The sequence below is a fragment of the Roseovarius sp. MBR-51 genome, assembly GCF_053628575.1.
The window spans coordinates 288,928-306,239 of the sequence record NZ_JBRJGQ010000003.1; the positions used below are offsets into that span (position 1 = coordinate 288,928).

At 61.0% G+C, this 17,312-nt stretch carries 17 protein-coding genes; 2 read left to right on the top strand and 15 right to left on the bottom strand.

Annotation, left to right across the window (positions count from 1 at the left end):
• Positions 1 to 13 precede the first annotated feature (13 nt).
• From ybeY to miaB, 5 genes are all read right to left on the bottom strand, one after another.
• A complete protein-coding gene (gene ybeY, locus ACSSVY_RS05915) occupies positions 14 to 502 on the bottom strand; it encodes an rRNA maturation RNase YbeY (protein ID WP_454268482.1) in 489 nt (162 codons plus the stop codon).
• Positions 503 to 508: 6 nt separating this feature from the next.
• On the bottom strand, positions 509 to 1,483 hold the full coding sequence (locus ACSSVY_RS05920) for a PhoH family protein (RefSeq protein WP_454268598.1): 975 nt from the start codon (positions 1,481 to 1,483) through the stop codon (positions 509 to 511).
• Positions 1,484 to 1,668: 185 nt separating this feature from the next.
• Entirely contained in the window at positions 1,669 to 1,974 is a 306-nt protein-coding gene (locus tag ACSSVY_RS05925; protein ID WP_454268483.1) for a hypothetical protein, read from the bottom strand.
• A 12-nt stretch (positions 1,975 to 1,986) separates the two neighbouring features.
• A complete protein-coding gene (locus tag ACSSVY_RS05930) occupies positions 1,987 to 2,562 on the bottom strand; it encodes an OmpA family protein (RefSeq protein ID WP_454268484.1) in 576 nt (191 codons plus the stop codon).
• Positions 2,563 to 2,750: 188 nt separating this feature from the next.
• A complete protein-coding gene (gene miaB / locus ACSSVY_RS05935) occupies positions 2,751 to 4,073 on the bottom strand; it encodes a tRNA (N6-isopentenyl adenosine(37)-C2)-methylthiotransferase MiaB (RefSeq protein ID WP_454268485.1) in 1,323 nt (440 codons plus the stop codon).
• 126 nt (positions 4,074 to 4,199) lie between these two features.
• On the opposite strand from miaB, the gene ACSSVY_RS05940 reads away from it, so the two are divergent.
• Positions 4,200 to 5,075: a glycosyltransferase family 2 protein gene (locus ACSSVY_RS05940; protein ID WP_454268486.1), complete on the top strand. Its 876-nt coding sequence runs from the start codon at positions 4,200 to 4,202 to the stop codon at positions 5,073 to 5,075.
• 7 nt (positions 5,076 to 5,082) lie between these two features.
• Here the strand turns inward: ACSSVY_RS05940 and ACSSVY_RS05945 are convergent, their stop codons facing one another.
• Positions 5,083 to 5,394, bottom strand: coding sequence for a hypothetical protein (locus ACSSVY_RS05945; RefSeq protein ID WP_454268487.1), 312 nt, complete (start codon positions 5,392 to 5,394; stop codon positions 5,083 to 5,085).
• A 165-nt stretch (positions 5,395 to 5,559) separates the two neighbouring features.
• Between ACSSVY_RS05945 and ACSSVY_RS05950 the strand changes: the two genes are divergently transcribed.
• Positions 5,560 to 6,351, top strand: coding sequence for a calcium-binding protein (locus ACSSVY_RS05950; protein WP_454268488.1), 792 nt, complete (start codon positions 5,560 to 5,562; stop codon positions 6,349 to 6,351).
• Between the two features lie 42 nt (positions 6,352 to 6,393).
• On the opposite strand, the gene ACSSVY_RS05955 is transcribed toward ACSSVY_RS05950, so the two are convergent.
• The 9 genes from ACSSVY_RS05955 to ACSSVY_RS05995 all read right to left on the bottom strand — a co-directional run bounded on the left by ACSSVY_RS05955 (position 6,394) and on the right by ACSSVY_RS05995 (position 17,276).
• Entirely contained in the window at positions 6,394 to 7,185 is a 792-nt protein-coding gene (locus ACSSVY_RS05955) for an enoyl-ACP reductase FabI (RefSeq protein ID WP_454268489.1), read from the bottom strand.
• A gap of 7 nt (positions 7,186 to 7,192) precedes the next feature.
• Positions 7,193 to 8,422: a beta-ketoacyl-ACP synthase I gene (gene fabB / locus ACSSVY_RS05960; protein WP_454268490.1), complete on the bottom strand. Its 1,230-nt coding sequence runs from the start codon at positions 8,420 to 8,422 to the stop codon at positions 7,193 to 7,195.
• Positions 8,423 to 8,731: 309 nt separating this feature from the next.
• A complete protein-coding gene (locus tag ACSSVY_RS05965; RefSeq protein ID WP_454268491.1) occupies positions 8,732 to 9,007 on the bottom strand; it encodes an HlyU family transcriptional regulator in 276 nt (91 codons plus the stop codon).
• A gap of 86 nt (positions 9,008 to 9,093) precedes the next feature.
• Positions 9,094 to 11,079 (bottom strand): RNA polymerase sigma factor RpoD, encoded by a 1,986-nt coding sequence (gene rpoD / locus ACSSVY_RS05970; protein WP_454268492.1) that lies wholly within the window; start codon positions 11,077 to 11,079, stop codon positions 9,094 to 9,096.
• A 119-nt stretch (positions 11,080 to 11,198) separates the two neighbouring features.
• A complete protein-coding gene (gene dnaG, locus ACSSVY_RS05975; protein WP_454268493.1) occupies positions 11,199 to 13,151 on the bottom strand; it encodes a DNA primase in 1,953 nt (650 codons plus the stop codon).
• Positions 13,152 to 13,191: 40 nt separating this feature from the next.
• Complete coding sequence (locus ACSSVY_RS05980) at positions 13,192 to 13,479, bottom strand: DNA primase (RefSeq protein WP_454268494.1); 288 nt, start codon at positions 13,477 to 13,479, stop codon at positions 13,192 to 13,194.
• A gap of 62 nt (positions 13,480 to 13,541) precedes the next feature.
• Entirely contained in the window at positions 13,542 to 14,099 is a 558-nt protein-coding gene (locus tag ACSSVY_RS05985; protein ID WP_454268496.1) for a sarcosine oxidase subunit gamma, read from the bottom strand.
• Positions 14,092 to 17,022, bottom strand: coding sequence for a sarcosine oxidase subunit alpha family protein (locus ACSSVY_RS05990; protein ID WP_454268497.1), 2,931 nt, complete (start codon positions 17,020 to 17,022; stop codon positions 14,092 to 14,094). Before ACSSVY_RS05990 ends, ACSSVY_RS05985 begins: the two co-directional genes overlap by 8 nt.
• Complete coding sequence (locus ACSSVY_RS05995) at positions 17,019 to 17,276, bottom strand: sarcosine oxidase subunit delta (protein ID WP_454268498.1); 258 nt, start codon at positions 17,274 to 17,276, stop codon at positions 17,019 to 17,021. The genes ACSSVY_RS05990 and ACSSVY_RS05995 overlap by 4 nt, the downstream gene beginning before the upstream one ends.
• Positions 17,277 to 17,312: the final 36 nt, after the last annotated feature.

A 17,312-nucleotide genomic window follows, 5' to 3' on the forward strand; every position in this document is an offset into this window, starting at 1 on the left:
GGCCCCAACACCGCTAATATGGGTCAGAAACCCCCAGTTTGCCAAGTATCTCCACTTCTGTTGTCTCCATCAGAGTGGCATCTTGGTCACGCAGGTGATCATAGCCCAGCAAATGTAACACCGCATGCACAATCAGGTGCGTCACATGGTCTGCAAGCGATTTATCGCCCTCTGCTGCTTCACGCAGGCAGGTGTCCCAAGCAATGGCGATATCCCCGAGTTCGGGATCAGGGCCGGAAACCGGCAGACCGGGCCGTGCGCCTGCCTCCTCCGCTCCCCGTTCCTCACTTGGCCAACTCAACACATTCGTGGGTTGCGGCTTGTCGCGGAAATCCTCATTGAGCGCCGCGATCCGCGCATCGTCACATCCGAGGACGCTGATTTCCCACTCCTCAGGATCAAGGCTCAGATGCTCCAGCGTTGCGCGCGCCGCGCGTTCGGCCAAATGCTCCAGTCCCGCCGCCTGCCAGCGGTCGTCCTCGATCACCACATCGCACAGCATGCCGGATCAGCCTTCCGCCTCATAGGCCTCGATGATCGCGGCAACCAGCGGATGCCGCACGACATCCTTGGAGGTGAAATAGTTGAAACTGATCTGCGGAATGCGCGTCAACAACCGCTCCGCATCCGCCAACCCCGACGGCACACCGCGCGGAAGGTCGATCTGCGTGCGGTCGCCGGTGATCACCATCCGACTGCCCTCGCCCAGACGCGTCAGAAACATCTTCATCTGCATCGAGGTCGCATTTTGCGCCTCATCCAACACAACAAAGGCATTCGACAGCGTGCGCCCGCGCATGAACGCCAGCGGCGCAATCTCGATCTTCTTTTCCTCGATCAGCTTTTGCACCTGTTTTCCGGGCAGGAAATCATTCAGCGCATCATAGAGCGGCTGCATATAAGGGTCGACCTTGTCCTTCATGTCGCCGGGCAAATAACCCAGCTTTTCGCCCGCCTCGACCGCCGGACGGCTCAGGATGATCCGGTCCACATGCCCTTCGATGAACATATTGACCCCAACGGCCACGGCCAGATAGGTCTTGCCAGTGCCCGCAGGCCCGATACCAAAAGCCAACTCATGCTGAAACAGCGACCGCACATAGGATTTCTGCGCCTCTGTGCGGGGCTCCACGTATTTCTTGCGGGTCTTGATCTCGACCGGGCCGCTCTTGAACATCTCCAGCTGATCACCGGTCAGCGCGCCGGTCTCCACCTCTGATCCGCCCATCCGCAACTCACGGTCCACGTCGCCGCTCTCAACAGCGCGCCCACTTTCCAGCCGCGAATAGAGCGCCTGCAAAACGCCCGCCGCCTCCTTCACAGGGCCATCATCTCCCAACACGGACAGGTGGTTGCCGCGCCGGACGATCTGAACACCCAGCTTGCGCTCGATCTCGGCAAGATTTCGGTCATATTCGCCGCAGAGGTCGATCAGCAGCATGTTATCGGGGAAGTCGAGTACGGCCTCATGCATCGAGGCCATATCGGCGGCGGGGGGCGGTGCGCTATTTCCCAAGCAAATCTCCCACAGACTCAAAGGTTCCCTTACACAGTGCCAAGATGCGGGACCATGCGCAAGCAGCCAGCCTCAAATGACCCGAAACCGGCGGAAAAAAATACGGGCCACACCGGGCCCGTATGATTTCTTGGCAGTGGCACAGATCCGGATCAGATCGGATCGCCAATGAGACTGGTAGAGCCTTGTTTGAAATTACCGGTCGCAACGGTCGGCGGGGCTATACCGGAACAAACCGGCTTGCCAAACTTGTCCAGACGCTGGGACAGGTAGCCTTCCACACCGTCGTCAATGATCCAGTGATCACAGCCATTCGGATCGACCCAGATCCCAGCCTGCATCTGACTCAGATGCCCCCGGTCAAAAATGTTCCGGTCCACGGTCTTGTCCGGACCCGCGTCACAGGCCGCCAAAAGTCCGACCATGGGCAGGGCGAGCACGATTTTATAGGTTTTCATAGCTCAGCCCCCTCAGCGCCAGCACAGGATTTCGACACGGCGATTCTGCGCCATGCCTTCGGCAGTGTTGTTAGACGCCTTGGGCATCCGTTCACCGTAACCGCGCACATCCGCGATGCTGGACCCGATACCGCGGGCCACTGCCGCAACGGAATTGGCGCGGCGCAGAGACAGACCCATGTTGTATTCGTCCGAGGCGCGGCTGTCGGTATGACCGACGATCGTGTAGGACACGGCATTCGCTTGCTGGAAAAACTCACGCAACCGTTGCTGCCCCGATGCGCCAATCCGCGCACTATCCGTAGCGAAGAGCTGATCGGTATTCACCACGCCGCAGAGGTTCGCCTCACGACAAACCGGAATACCTTGGCGCGTGACATGCGGGCTCATATAGCCTTCGGCCCCGTCGTCCATGACCCAATGCTCGCATCCATCCGGGTCCACCCAGATGGTAGGGATGTAGCGTTCCCCAACAACTGTGCGTTGCTGTTGCGCAGACGCGCCACTCGCCATCACCGCGATGCCGAGCGCAATGGCACTTGCCCCCCGCACCAGTTCGCGCAGCGTCCTCGAAATGATTTTCGTCACGACCCCAGTCCTTTTATTGCCCCGCGGTCAGGATACCCAAAACAAAGCTCCCAACCCTATAATAGGGAAGAATAGTATCAACAATTGCTCTAAAGTGAAGCAAATTCCACCAGATATTGTGGCTAATGGGGAAACAATGCCACGCTTACGCCACATTCCGTCCCTAAAGCGCGGAAATCAGTGAAATTTCAATGCGAAAGCAGACGCCCAGCCAGCGAGTTCGGCCCACTCTCGATGATTTCAACTTGGCGCAGATCCCCGACCGCAACATCTCCGGTCACATGCACGGCATGCAGATAATCGGACTTGCCCACCATCTGACCGGGCATCCGGCCGGGCTTCTCAAACAGCACGCCAACGGTGCGTCCGACCATCGAATTCTGTGCCGCGCGCTGCTGACGGGCGATCAAGTCTTGCAGACGCTGCAGCCGCTCGGTCTTGACCGCTTCAGCCACTTGCGTCCGCTCCGCGGCGGGCGTGCCCGGACGGGTGGAATATTTGAACGAGAACGCGTAGCCATAGGTCACCGCCTCGATAAGATCCAGCGTCGCCTGAAAATCTTCTTCGGTCTCCTCGGGAAAGCCCACGATGAAATCCCCCGAAATAAGGATATCGGGCCGCGCCGCCCTAATTCGCTCGATCAGCCGCAAATAGCTCTCGGCCGTATGGCTGCGGTTCATCCGTTTCAGAATTCTGTCGCTGCCCGACTGCACTGGCAAATGCAGATAGGGCATCAGCTTGGCACAGTCGCCATGCGCTGCGATCAGATCGTCATCCATGTCATTGGGATGGCTCGTGGTAAAGCGGATACGCTCCAGCCCGTCAATGTCATTGAGCGCCCAGATGAGCTGCGCAAGGCCCCAGTCTCCGCCCTCACCCGCCCCGTGATAGGCATTGACGTTCTGACCTAGCAGCGTGATCTCACGCACGCCCCGCTCGACCAGATCACGCGCCTCTTCCAGCACCCGCGCCACGGGGCGGCTGACCTCAGAGCCGCGCGTGTAGGGTACAACACAAAAAGCGCAGAATTTGTCGCACCCCTCCTGCACGGTCAAGAACGCCGTCGGACCACGCGCCGCCTTGGGCCGGTGGCGCAGCTTGTCAAACTTGTCCTCCAGCGGAAAGTCCGTATCAAGCGCCTTGCCGCCCGCGCGCACCTGCGCCTCCATCTCGGGCAGCCGGTGATAGCTTTGCGGGCCCACCACCAGATCGACCAATGGTTGACGACGCATGATTTCTTCGCCCTCGGCCTGCGCCACGCAGCCCGTCACGCCAATCTTGAGATCGGGCTTGTCATCCTTGAATTGCCGCATCCGCCCCAGTTCGGAATAGACCTTCTCAGCAGCCTTTTCGCGGATATGACAGGTGTTCAGCAGGATCATATCGGCCTCTGCCGGATCTTGCGTCTCGACATAGCCCGCGCCGCCCATAGCCTCGGCCATACGCTCGCTGTCATAGACATTCATCTGACAGCCATAGGTCTTGATATAGAGCTTTTTCACATCCGCCATGCGCCCGGCCTCCGCCTTTGGGTTCAGGTCGCCTGACTACATCACAGCAGTGGGCACTTGCAATGCCTGAGCGTTTGGCGGAGTCTGCCATCAAAAGACGAGCATGGATCAGAGGCAGACCAAAGCATGAGCGCACCCAATCTCAAGACCTTTCTCGCCGCCCCCGGCAAGGCGCTCGCCAAGGGTCCGATTGCCATGGTGTTCGCCGAGGACGAAACCGAGCTGAATTCCACCCTGCGCCATCACCTCGACACCGGCTTTGCCGCTGTCCTGCTGTTTGCGCCGGATACGTTTTCTCTGGCGCGAGACGTGACCGAGGCCCCGGGCCTGCACCGCATCCGTCACGATCTGGCCTCTGGCGACAGCCTCACCGACGCGGTCAACGCCCTGATCGCCGCCGCCCCCGGCCTGTGGATGTATTACTGCTATAACGCCGAGTATCTGTTCTACCCATTCTGCGAGACACGCACCGTCGGTGAAATGCTGGCCTTTCACACCGAAGAACGGCGCGACGCGATGCTGACCTATGTGATCGACCTCTACGCCGACGATCTGGAAACCTACCCAAACGCCGTCTGTCTTGAGGCGGCCCATATGGACAAGTCCGGCTATTATGCGCTCGCCCGTCCCGATGTTGACAAGCACAACCACCCCAAGGAACGTCAGCTTGATTTCTACGGTGGCCTACGCTGGCGGTACGAGGAACATATCCCCGCCAAACGCCGCAAGATCGACCGTATTGCCCTCTTCCGTGCGAAACCAGAATTGCGACTGCGCGATGATCACAGCTTCTCGGACGAGGAATACAACACCTACGCCTGCCCTTGGCATCACAACCTGACAAGCGCCATCGTGTCTTTTCGCACCGCCAAGGCGCTCAAACGCAATCCCGGCTCAACCTTCGACATCCACAGCTTCAAATGGCACAATTCGATCCCCTTCGAATGGCACTCACGGCAATTGCTGGATTTGGGTCTGATGGAACCGGGGCAATGGTTCTGAACAGCGCTTAATTCTGCACCCGCAGCAGCAGCGCAGTCACCGGATCAAGCCCCGCGTCCTTTGCCACATCGACTCCCCCATCCAACCGGGCCAGCATGGCGCGGACGGTCTCATTACCGTCGATCACGCCTTGGGCCAGAGCGACCAGACGCTGCAAACCATCATGCACCTCAGGGGCAAGAGCAGGCTCTTGCCATATCGCAATCAGACCGCAGACCACCAATGAGACGCCTGTCAGCCATGCCCATCGCTGCGCCCGTCGGGCACGCGCCGCGGCTTTGGTCTCGGCAGAGTCAGAAAAAGGGCGCGCATGGGTCATTCGCGAAACCTCACAATTTCCCATGGCAAGATTATGGCAAAAGTCAGGGCCACCCTGGAATAAACCTCTCGTCCACGCGTTCTCCTGACATCCCCGGTCACTGCGACTTGGGACAGGGAATGCAATCGCGCCCATTTCCGGCGCATGAACAAAGGGACCACGACAATGGCACAACTCACAGGAACCGACAGCGCAGACCGCCTGATCGGCACCGCCTTTGCGGATCAGATCGTCGGGCTTGATGGCAATGACACACTCTTGGGTGGAAGTGGCAATGACGCCATCAACGGCAATGACGATGGCGACCAGCTCAGGGGCGGCGCAGGCGATGACACCATCGCAGGCGGCAAGGGCGAGGACGCGCTCTTTGGCGGTCTCGGCAATGACCGCCTGAGCGACGAGAGCGGCGATGACAGCCTCTTTGGTGGCGACGGCAACGACACGATCGACGCAGGCGAAGGCAACGATCTTCTTACGGGCGGCACCGGCAATGACCAGATGTTCGGTGGCGAAGGCAATGACATCATGTCGGGCGGCACAGGCAACGACCTGATGGAGGGTGGCTCAGGCGACGACGTCATGAACGCGGGCACCGGCGCGGATCGCCTCTTTGGCGGCGAAGGCAATGACATCCTGCGCGGCGGCGGCGGCCGGGATGTGCTCTCGGGCGGCGAGGGCAATGATTTCATCGACGGGGGCCACGGCAATGACCTGATGACCGGCGGCGTGGGGGCCGACACCTTTGTGTTCAAGTTCGGGCGCGATGTGATCACCGATTTCGAACCCGGCGATGATCAGATCGACCTGACCGGCATCAGCGGCCTCAACGATTTCGATGATGTGCTCACTGCCGCGCGCGTCTCTGGCAGCGATGTCGTCCTCGACTTCGGCGCGCATGAACTCACCCTGCGCGATTTCAGCCTGTCGCAACTCGACTCGGATGATTTCATCCTGTGAGGATTGCCACGCCCCTGCCACTGGTGGGGGCGTGCGCCCGGATCAGAGGTTCTCGGCCTGCGGCATGCCCAGAACGTGATAGCCGCCATCGACATGGATGATCTCACCGCTCGTGCACATGCCAGCATCGGACGCCAGATAGACCGCCGTGCCGCCGATGGCGTCCAGCGTCGCATTGGCCCGCATCGGCGCATTGATCTCTGTATGGCGAAACGTCCGGCGCGCGCCGCCGATCGCGGCCCCCGCCAGCGTTTTCATCGGTCCGGGACTGATCGCATTGACGCGGATCCCATCCGGCCCCAGATCATTCGCCAGATAGCGCGTCGCGGATTCCAGCGCCGCCTTGGCCACGCCCATCACATTGTAATTCGGCACAACCTTGTTCGACCCCTGATAGGTCAAGGTCAGCAAACAGCCGCCATTCTCCTTCATCATCGGATAGGCCCGCCGCGCCACCTCGATGAACGAATAGGCCGAGATTTCCAGAGAATGCTTGAAATTGGCCCGGCTCGTGTTCAAAAACCGCCCCGTCAATTCCGACTTGTCGGAATAGGCAATGGCATGCACCACGAAATCAATCGTCGGCCACCGCACCGCCAATGCCTCGAACGCCGCATCAAGCGAGGCATCATTGGTCACATCCACATCGAGCAAGAGGTCAGACCCAACGCTCGCCGCGAGCGGTTCCACCCGCTTGGCAAAATTCTCGCCCTGATAGGAAAAGGCCAACTCCGCCCCCGCCGCATGCATGGCACGAGCGATCCCCCAAGCGATGGAGCGGTCATTCGCCACCCCCATGATCAGGCCGCGCTTGCCCTGCATTGCATTCGTCATCTGCGTCTCATCCGTGATATTTGCTCAACAGCATAGAGCCATTCGTGCCACCAAAGCCAAAGGAATTGGTCATCACCGTATCCAGCCCGGCCTTGTCCACCCGCACCGTCGCAATCTCCTTCGGATCAAGCGCAGGATCAAGCGTTTGCACGTTGATCGACGGGGCAATGAAATCATTCTCCAGCATCAAGAGGCAATAAATCGCCTCCTGCGCGCCCGTGGCCCCTTGGGAATGGCCCGTCATCGACTTGGTGGAACTGATCGGCGGCGTGCTGCCCTGACCAAACACCCGCCGCACGGCCTCCACCTCGCCCACATCGCCCACAGGCGTCGAGGTGCCATGTGCGTTGATATAGCTCACGCGCCGCCCTTCGGGCAGCGTCGCCACAGCCAGCCGCATCGCCCGTTCGCCGCCCTCGCCCGAGGGCGCAACCATATCGGCCCCGTCCGACGTCGCGCCATAGCCCGTCACTTCGGCATAGATCTTGGCCCCGCGCGCCTTCGCACGCTCCAATTCCTCGAGCACGACAATGCCGCCCCCCGCAGAGATCACAAACCCGTCGCGCCCCACGTCAAAGGCGCGGCTCGCGGTCGCGGGCGTGTCGTTATACTTGGACGACATCGCCCCCATCGCATCAAAGAGACACGACAGCGACCAATCCAATTCCTCACCCCCGCCCGCAAACATCACATCCTGCTTGCCGAACATGATCTGCTCCGCGGCATGGCCGATGCAATGCAGGCTCGTGGAACAGGCCGAGGTGATCGAATAGTTGAGACCCTTGATCTTGTAGGAGGTGGCCAGATTGGCCGAAATCGTCGAACACATCGTCTTGGGCACGGCAAACGGCCCGATCCGCTTGGTCGATCCGGTTTCCAGAGCCACCTGATGCGCCGTCAGCATGGCGCTTGTGGACGGCCCGCCCGATCCCGCGACGACCCCGGTACGTGGGTTGATTACGTCTTTTTCCTCTAGCCCCGCATCGGCGATGGCCTGCCCCATCGCGATATAGGCATAGGCCGCCCCGCCCCCCATGAACCGCAGCGCGCGCTTGTCCACATGCTCGGCTACATCAAGATTGATCGCCCCGGCCACCCGACTGCGAAAGCCATGTTCGGCCATGGCCTCATTTGCGGTGATGCCCGACCGGCCCTCGCGGAGCGCGGCTAGAACCTCAGAAGCGTTGTTGCCAATGCTGGAGACAATCCCCAGACCGGTTACCACGACACGACGCATGGGTGCCTCCCTCTGCTTTGTTACAGCCTCTGTAAGACAGCGTGAGTTGAGGGGCAAGCGGTTAGCGGAGATCACGGCGCAGGCAACGCACGCTCAGGTAACGAATTTCGCAACTCTCCCCCAGAGATCAGCAGACCGCAGCCCCAATCGTAAACAGCCCGAACGCGCCCAAACCCAACCAATCCGTGAACGGGCCGCCCGTTGGACAGGCCAGGATCACCTCGCACGGCCCTGCGTACAAAACCCGCGTACACATGGCACAGGCTGTACACAGCCAAACCTAAAGGGATGATCCGATCAGGCCGTCATTCAGCGGAAAATTGCATCGCCCTGTTCGTCGATGACCTGCTTGGCCTTACGCACGCAAAACGCATTGGCCTCGTCCAGACTGGCAATGGTATCAGCCCGCAAAAGCTGATGCACTTTCACCTCGCCCGCGATGTCCTTCTCGATCCGCGCCGCGACCCGATAGCCGCCCTCGGCCGCCTGCGGTGCCGGGAAGATACGGAAATCCTTGTATGTTTCCGCCTGCACATCGGGTTCCGCCTTTGGCTTACCCCCAAACAACCGCGACAAGATCGACATTTGGCCTCCAGATTTCTCCGCTGTAGGGTGCGCATTTATTGCGCACCGCATAACCCCCTGTTTTAAAATGTGATTTCGCACCCACCCTACTGATCCAGGAAACTCCGCAGCTTGCGGCTCCGGCTGGGATGCTTCAGCTTGCGCAGCGCCTTGGCCTCGATCTGACGGATACGTTCGCGGGTCACAGAGAACTGTTGCCCCACCTCTTCCAGCGTGTGATCGGTGTTCATGCCGATGCCGAACCGCATCCGCAAAACCCGCTCTTCCCGCGGCGTGAGGGACGACAGAACCCGCGTCGTGGTTTCCTTGAGGTTGTCCTGAATGGCGCTATCCAACGGAAGAATAACGTTTTTATCCTCAATGAAATCGCCAAGCTGGCTGTCTTCCTCATCGCCAATCGGCGTCTCGAGCGAAATCGGCTCCTTGGCGATCTTCATCACCTTGCGGACCTTTTCCAGCGGCATCTGCAGCTTTTCGGCCAGCTCTTCCGGCGTCGGTTCGCGGCCAATCTCGTGCAGCATCTGACGGCCCGTGCGCACCAGCTTGTTGATTGTCTCGATCATATGCACCGGAATACGGATGGTGCGCGCCTGATCCGCGATGCTGCGCGTGATCGCCTGACGGATCCACCAGGTTGCATAGGTGCTGAATTTATAGCCCCGGCGATACTCGAACTTGTCCACGGCCTTCATCAGGCCGATATTGCCTTCCTGAATGAGATCAAGGAATTGCAGGCCACGGTTGGTGTATTTCTTTGCAATCGAAATCACCAGACGCAGGTTGGCTTCGACCATTTCCTTCTTGGCTTGGCGTGCCTCTTTCTCGCCCTTCTGCACCTGCTGCACGATCCGGCGGAATTCCGAGATATCAAGACCGACATACTGGCCGACCTGCGCCATATCGGCCCGCAGTTCCGACACTTTCTCGGGGCTGCGCTCGATGAACATCTGCCAACCGCGCCCGGCTTTGCGCGCCATGGCGTCCAACCAGTTGGGGTCCAACTCGCGCCCGCGATACTCGTCGATGAATTCAGAGCGGTTGATACGCGCCTGATCGGCCAGTTTGACCATGGCGCTGTCGATTTGCATGATCCGGCGGTTGATGCCGTAGAGCTGATCAATCAGCGCCTCGATGCGGTTGTTGTGGAGATGCAGCTCATTGACCAGTTCGACGATCTCGCTGCGCAGGGTCTGATAGGTCTGCTCCTGTTCGCGGCTGAACGAGCCATCCTCGTTCAGCGTCGCGGAAATCCGGCTGTCCTGCATCTCGCTGAGCTTGGCGTAGTCATCCGCGATACGGTCCAATGTCTCAAGCACACGGGGCTTGAGAGCAGCCTCCATCGCGGCAAGGCTCATATTGGCCTGTTCGTCTTCTTCATCGTCGTCATCGGAATGAATCGGATTGCCATCGGCATCAAGATCGGGCTCGTTGTCGTCTCGACCCAGATTGCCGGGGGCGCTGGTGACATTGGCGGCGCCGACCACCGGCTCTGCATCCTCATCGCCCAGTTGCGTGCCAAAGGTCGCCTCAAGGTCGATCACATCGCGCAACAGAATGTCTTCGCCCAAAAGTTCGTCGCGCCAGATTGTAATCGCCTGAAAGGTCAGCGGGCTTTCACAGAGACCCGCGATCATCGTGTTGCGCCCGGCCTCGATCCGCTTGGCGATGGCAATCTCGCCCTCGCGGCTCAAGAGTTCGACCGATCCCATCTCGCGCAGATACATGCGCACGGGGTCGTCGGTTCGGTCGAGTTTCTCCTCCTTGCCAGAGCCCAGCGTAAGCTCACCCCGACGCCCGATCTCTGCAACCGCGGTCGAGCGGCCTTCTTCCTCTTCTGCGTCCTCAGCCTCGATGATGTTGATACCCATCTCCGAGAGCATCGACATCACATCCTCGATCTGCTCCGACGAAACCTGATCCGGCGGCAGAACTTCGTTCAGCTGGTCATAGGTGATGAACCCCTTTTCACGCGCCTCAGCGATCATCCGCTTGACCGCCGCTTGGCTCATATCAAGCGAAACCTCGGTATCCGACTCGTCGGGCTTTTGATCGTCGGTATCTTTGGCGGCCATGAATGACTCCTCAGCTATGGGCGGGACAGGTGATTCGGTTGACCCGAATCAATAGCGCGATATGTTGATTCGCACACCCGTCTACTCCGATTTCTTCAGCACTTCCTTACGAAAAACAGTCATCGTCCCGGTTTAGAAAAGGTTATCTTGCCGAGCAAGGCGTTGAACTGTTCTTTCTCATCACGTTTGATCCGCGCTCCATTCTCGCCCAGATCGTATTCTGCCCTGTCCTCTTGCTGGCTGCGTGTTGCACGATTACGCGCCTCTGCCGCCTGTCCCAGCCGCCATGTCAGCGCTTCGTCTGCTAGGCCGTCGATATCTTGGCTGGCCTCGGATACTTCTGCCAGCCACCCACGCTGCGCCTTGAGCTTGGCCAACTCCTCACTCAGGGTCATGGTTGCCAGATCCTCATCACCGGGATGCCGTACCGGGGGGATCAAAGCGACATGGGGCAAACTCATCAACTTTTCAAGGGGTCCGAGACCAATCTCGGCTTCGATCTGCTCGCGCAGAGCCTCCACATCGCCACTTGCATACCGCAGGATGATCTCGCGCAGGCGCGCATGATCCGGGTCGCGACATTCCAGCTGTTCGATCCCTGCCTCGAACCGCGCCATGACCGATGGGCAGCAGATCAGCGTTGCCAGAATGACCGCCTCTCGCAGGTGAATCTCTCCGCCCGCGCCCGAAGCCACCAGCATCGAGGATTTCGTCACCGCCCGCGCCGGTTCCGGTGGTGGCCATTTGCCGCCACGGGCACGCGGCGTGAAATTGCTGGCGCTGCGACGCGGATTGAAAAGTTGCCAGCGCAGGTCCTTGATCGCCTGCCCGTAGTGGCTGCGGATCGAGGGATCGCGAATCATCATGATCTTCTCGCGCAGCACCTTGTCGAGCGCCGCCTTGCGCTCTGGGCTGTCGAAATCGCGCCCTTCCGTCTCGCGCTGCCACAAGAGCTGCACCATAGGCCATGCGCCCTCGACATGCGCCTGAACCGCGCTTGACCCCTCCGAGCGCAGCACATCGTCCGGGTCCTTTCCCTCGGGCATCAATGCGAACCGCAGCGATTTCCCGGCTTCCAAGAGCGGCAGCGCCAGATCAATCACCCGGTAGGCTGCGCGCAGCCCGGCGGTATCGCCATCCAACGCAATCACCGGCTCAGAGCTGATCCGCCACATGAGTTGCAATTGATGCTCGGTCACAGCCGTGCCCAGAGGAGCCACCGCCGCCCCGAATCCTGCTGCAACCAGCGCGATCACATCCATGTAGCCCTCGGCCACGATCAGGGTCTGGCCCTTGCCCGCCGCCTCGCGTGCAGGCCCGTGATTGTAGAGCGTGTGGGACTTGTCGAAGAGTTCGGTTTCCGGCGAATTCAGATACTTGGCATTGTTATTCGGGTCCATCGCACGCCCGCCAAAGGCAATGCAGCGCCCCCGCGCATCGCGGATCGGAAACATTATCCGGTTGCGGAATGTGTCATAGGGCTTGCCACCCCTGGTGCTGTCTTTGGCAAGACCGCAGGCCATGATCATCTCGGGCGGCACGCCCTTGGCCGTCAGATGCTCCCACAGACCTTGCCAGCCGTCAGGGGCAAAACCCATATCGAACTGTGCCTGCGTCGCCTCAGTCAGAGTGCGTCCCATGAGATAGTCGCGCGCCGCAGCCCCGGCCCCGCTACGCAATTGCAGGCCAAAATATTTGACCGCCTGCTCCATCACCTCAATCAACTGCCCGCGCCGATCCGCCTTGGCCTGCGCCTGTGGATCACGCTCGGGCATCGGCATTCCCGCCTCAGCCGCAAGGATTTTCACCGCCTCCATGAAATCGACATTCTCGGTCTCACGGACAAACGCGATCGCGTCCCCCTTGGCGTGACAGCCAAAGCAATAGTAAAATCCCTTGCGGTCATCCACATGAAAAGACGCGGTTTTTTCTTGGTGGAATGGGCATGGTGCCCACATGTCGCCTTTGCCTAGATTGGACTTGCGATTGTCCCACGTCACCTTGCGCCCGACCACTTGGGAGAGCGAGAGGCGGCTTTGCAATTCGTCGAGAAATCCGGGGGGCAGGCTCATGCCCCTATATTGGGCGCGCGCAGCTCAGAGTCCAGAGGGCTTACTGCGCCTCGCACTGGGTTACATAGCTTCCTGCCACATCCTCGGCCATCTCCGCTTCGGTCAGCGAATAGACCCAATCGACCAAGGGCTGAACAGCAGGCTCATAGGCAGCCAGATCGCCCACCATATCCGCACTGATCGCCGTGATCGTATGTGGCGCATCCTCACCGGACTTGCGCGCCTCCACGGCACGACCGACTATGTCGCCAGTGGGCGCACAGATAGGATTCTCAGCAACGGCCGTTACCGGCAACAGGGTCAGGGCAGCAATCAGGATCACACGCATCGCGCACCTCATATCTATCAGTCGCGACGTGCTTAGGATATTCTGAGCGCTTTGTCAGTGCCTCACGTAGGGGAAATGTGCCGCGCTGCGGCCCGTCGCATGGCGGTTTCCACGTCATGGACCAAGGTTGTCGCCATCGAGCGGAATACCATGACCTGCCAGAGATCCGTCGCTATCCGGCTGACCGATCCTGCCATATGCGCCAGTTCGGTTCGCGCGGTATGCCCCGGCTCGAATACCGATGCTCTCAGATCGAGCGGACATAGCCGCGCCAGAACCTCGCCCGCCTGCCGCCCCTCTAGCTGCAAAACTGCCCAAGCGTCCGACTGATCGCTCAGCGCCGCGTGCTCCGCCAAACCGCTCACCGGATCAGGACCGATCAGCAACGCCATTTCACGCCCGAACCAGATGGCCCGCACCTCTGCGCCCCCCGTCATGCGTCCCGGCTCTGGCCATGCCAAACCATGCGCAGCCTGCATCGCTTCGGACAAGGTCGCCTCGCATCCCCGATAAGGCGCCAGCGACGTGATCCGCCCCGCTGCGACTTCGCTCAGGTTCAAGCCCCCCACCGTCACCGGCAAGAGCCCCGCACAGGGGGTTTGTGCCTTGAATTCAGCCACGCAGCCGCCCTCCTTCGGGATCAAATACCACCAGAGGCGTGACCTCGCACACTGTCTCGGACTTGCGCAGATGATCGACAACGCGCACCCGCTCACCAATCCGCACCGGTCCGCGCTTCAAAAACCCCATTCCGATGACATGGCCAAGGCTGGGCGAATAACAGGCACTCGTGACATAGCCCTGATCGGTATCACGCACCGCCTCGGCTCCCTCGTCAAAGATATGTGCACCCGCCAGCAATTCCTTGACCGCGCCCACCGGTTTCAAACCCACCAATTGCTCACGGCTCGCCTCGGTCAACCCGACCCGCGATGCCGCCGCTTTGCCGACGAAATCCTTCTTGGTGCTCATCATTCCCTGCATCCCGATGTCAAACGCGGTCACGCGGCCATGGATTTCAGCATGGGTGATGAACCCCTTTTCGATCCGCAGCACGTTGAGCGCCTCAAGCCCGTAAGCCCCGCCGCCCATCCCCTCGGCGCGTTTGACCAACGCGGCAAAAAGAGCCGCCCCATAGCGCGCAGGCACCGCAATTTCATAGGCATGCTCGCCCGAGAACGAAATCCGAAAGAGCCGCGCCGCGACCCCGCCTATACGGACCTCACCGCAGGCCATATAGGGAAATCCGGTGTCGTCAATCTCTGCCTCCAGCACCGCATTCAGCAACTCCCGCGCTTGCGGTCCGGCCACGGCGAATTGCGCCCATTGCTCGGTGACCGAGATGATCCGCACGTCCCAGTCCGGCCGCAACACCTGAGAGACAAACTCCAGATGCCGCATAACCTGCCCCGCCGCCGCCGTAGTGGTGGTCATTACGAAATGGGTCTCGCCTATGCGCGCGCAGGTGCCGTCATCCATCACATGCCCGTCCTCACGCAGCATGAGGCCGTACCGCACGCGGCCCACCTTCAGCGTGGAGAACATGTTGGTGTAGACGAAATCGAGAAACCGTGCCGCATCCGGGCCTTGCACGTCGATCTTGCCAAGGGTGGACACATCGCAGATGCCAACCGATCCGCGCACCATCGTCACCTCGCGGTCGCAGGATTGCCGCCAATGGCTCTCGCCTTTCTGCGGGAAATAGCTGGGCCGATACCATAGCCCCGCCTCGATCATCGGCGCACCGCGTGCGATGCTCTCGGCATGCGACGTGGTACGCCGCTCGGGGGCAAAGCCTTTGCCCTTGCCCCCCGCCCCCAAGGCCGCAATCGGCACCGGCACATAGGGCGGGCGAAAGGTGGTCGTGCCGGTCTCGGCAATGCCCTGCCCGGTCGCGTCTGCCAGCACCGCCAAAGCGGCGACGTTGGAATTCTTGCCCTGATCCGGTGCCATACCCTGCGTCGTGTAGCGCTTCATATGCTCGACCGAGCGAAAGTTCTCGGCTGCGGCCTGCACCACATCCTTGACCGTCACATCGTTCTGGAAATCGAGCCAGGCTCGGCCCTTGCCCGGCACCTGCCAGAGCGGGAAAATGTCATAGGCGGCATCGCCTGCCATCGGCGCAGCCAGATCCGGGGCATGAAACCCAAGCTCCACCGCCGCGCGCGCCCCCTCGGCCAGTCCGCTCTCCAGACAGGTGCGTGTGGAAAACACGCCAGTCGCCGCCCCTGCCACGCGCATCCCCGGCACCGCCCCCTCGGGCGGCAAGAACGCCTGCCGAGCCGCATCCCACACGGGCCGCGCGCCCATATGGCAGGCCAGATGCACCGAAGGATTCCATCCGCCCGAAATCGCGAGGCAATCGGCGGCAATTCTGTCCTCACCCTTGGGCATGGCAATCTGCACGGCCTCCAACGCACGCCGTCCTGAGGTTCCGCAAATCTGCGCACCTGGATAGAAGGGCACGTCGAGGTCGCACCGGGCATAGGACCGCGCGTCGATCAACGCCGCAACATGCACCCCCGCCGCCTGCAAATCGGCCACCGTGCGATGCGCGCTGTCATTGTTGCCAAACACCACCGTGCTCTGTCCCGGTGCCACGCCCCAGCGGTTGACATAGGCCCGCACCGCCCCCGCCATCATCACGCCGGGCCGGTCATTATTGGGAAAGGCTATGGCCCGCTCCAACGCGCCCGCCGCCAGCACCGCGCGTCGCGCCACGATCCGCCAGAAACACCCCTCAGGTGCATGCGGCCTCTCCACCACGTCCGGAGCCAGCCGCTCGAGCGCGCCATAGGTGCCCCCATCATAAGCCCCCGTGACCGCCGTCCGCGTCATGATCCGCACATTCGGCATCGCCGCCAGCTCCGCCGCGATCTCCTCCACCCAATCGACACCAAGCAGCCCATCGACCTCTTCGCTCTCAGCCAAGAGACGCCCGCCAAGCCGCGTGTCCTCTTCGGCCAGGATCACATCTGCGCCCGCCTCGGCCGCCGCCCGCGCCGCCATCAGGCCAGCAGGCCCGCCGCCAATCACAAGCACATCGCAATGGGCATAGGCGCGCTCATAGCGATCCTCGGACGCCTGCCCTGAGAGTGCGCCCAGTCCCGCCGCGCGGCGAATCATCGGTTCATAGACGCGCTCCCAAAAGCGCTTCGGCCACATGAAGGTCTTGTAATAGAACCCTGCGCCCAGAAAGGGGGCCGCGAGATCATTGACCGCCAGCACATCCAGCCCCAGCGTGGGCCACCGGTTTTGACTGCGCGCCCATAGCCCGTCACGCAACTCAACCGTGGTGGCGCGCAGGTTCGGCTCCTGCCCCGCCCCTTGACCGACCGTGACCAACGCATTCGGCTCCTCGCTGCCCGCAGTCATAACGCCGCGCGGGCGGTGATATTTGAAGGACCGCGCCACCATCCGCACGCCATTGGCCAAGAGCGCCGAGGCCAGCGTGTCGCCTGCGAACCCCTCATAGCGACGCCCGTCGAAATGAAAACTCACCGGGCGCCTGCGGTCGATCAGCCCCTTATCCTCGATCCTCATGCGCCGATCTCCGCTGCAAGTGCGACGTCCAGAACCTCATGCGTGACCGTGTTGCGTGTCACGATCAACCACGCGCCACAGCCCTGTTCATGCTGCCACAGATCACGGGTCACGCCCGCCGGGTTCTCGCGGTTGTGGATGTAATCATCCCACTCCGGTGCCCAAGCCTCACCTTCGGGCCGCGTCAAAGCCGCCCCCTGATAATAGAACTCGCGGCGATCCCGCTCGCCACAGATCGGACAGCCAAGTCTCATCTCACCCGTGCTTTCATCGTTCCAGAAATACTCAAT

Coding starts and splice junctions, on each gene's coding strand:
- ybeY (WP_454268482.1), bottom strand. CDS start 502: ATGCTGTGCGATGTGGTGATCGAGGACGACCGCTGGCAGGCGGCGGGA.
- ACSSVY_RS05920 (WP_454268598.1), bottom strand. CDS start 1,483: ATGGCCTCGATGCATGAGGCCGTACTCGACTTCCCCGATAACATGCTG.
- ACSSVY_RS05925 (WP_454268483.1), bottom strand. CDS start 1,974: ATGAAAACCTATAAAATCGTGCTCGCCCTGCCCATGGTCGGACTTTTG.
- miaB (WP_454268485.1), bottom strand. CDS start 4,073: ATGGCGGATGTGAAAAAGCTCTATATCAAGACCTATGGCTGTCAGATG.
- ACSSVY_RS05940 (WP_454268486.1), top strand. CDS start 4,200: ATGAGCGCACCCAATCTCAAGACCTTTCTCGCCGCCCCCGGCAAGGCG.
- ACSSVY_RS05945 (WP_454268487.1), bottom strand. CDS start 5,394: ATGACCCATGCGCGCCCTTTTTCTGACTCTGCCGAGACCAAAGCCGCG.
- ACSSVY_RS05950 (WP_454268488.1), top strand. CDS start 5,560: ATGGCACAACTCACAGGAACCGACAGCGCAGACCGCCTGATCGGCACC.
- ACSSVY_RS05955 (WP_454268489.1), bottom strand. CDS start 7,185: ATGACGAATGCAATGCAGGGCAAGCGCGGCCTGATCATGGGGGTGGCG.
- fabB (WP_454268490.1), bottom strand. CDS start 8,422: ATGCGTCGTGTCGTGGTAACCGGTCTGGGGATTGTCTCCAGCATTGGC.
- ACSSVY_RS05965 (WP_454268491.1), bottom strand. CDS start 9,007: ATGTCGATCTTGTCGCGGTTGTTTGGGGGTAAGCCAAAGGCGGAACCC.
- rpoD (WP_454268492.1), bottom strand. CDS start 11,079: ATGGCCGCCAAAGATACCGACGATCAAAAGCCCGACGAGTCGGATACC.
- dnaG (WP_454268493.1), bottom strand. CDS start 13,151: ATGAGCCTGCCCCCCGGATTTCTCGACGAATTGCAAAGCCGCCTCTCG.
- ACSSVY_RS05980 (WP_454268494.1), bottom strand. CDS start 13,479: ATGCGTGTGATCCTGATTGCTGCCCTGACCCTGTTGCCGGTAACGGCC.
- ACSSVY_RS05990 (WP_454268497.1), bottom strand. CDS start 17,022: ATGAGGATCGAGGATAAGGGGCTGATCGACCGCAGGCGCCCGGTGAGT.
- ACSSVY_RS05995 (WP_454268498.1), bottom strand. CDS start 17,276: ATGAGACTTGGCTGTCCGATCTGTGGCGAGCGGGATCGCCGCGAGTTC.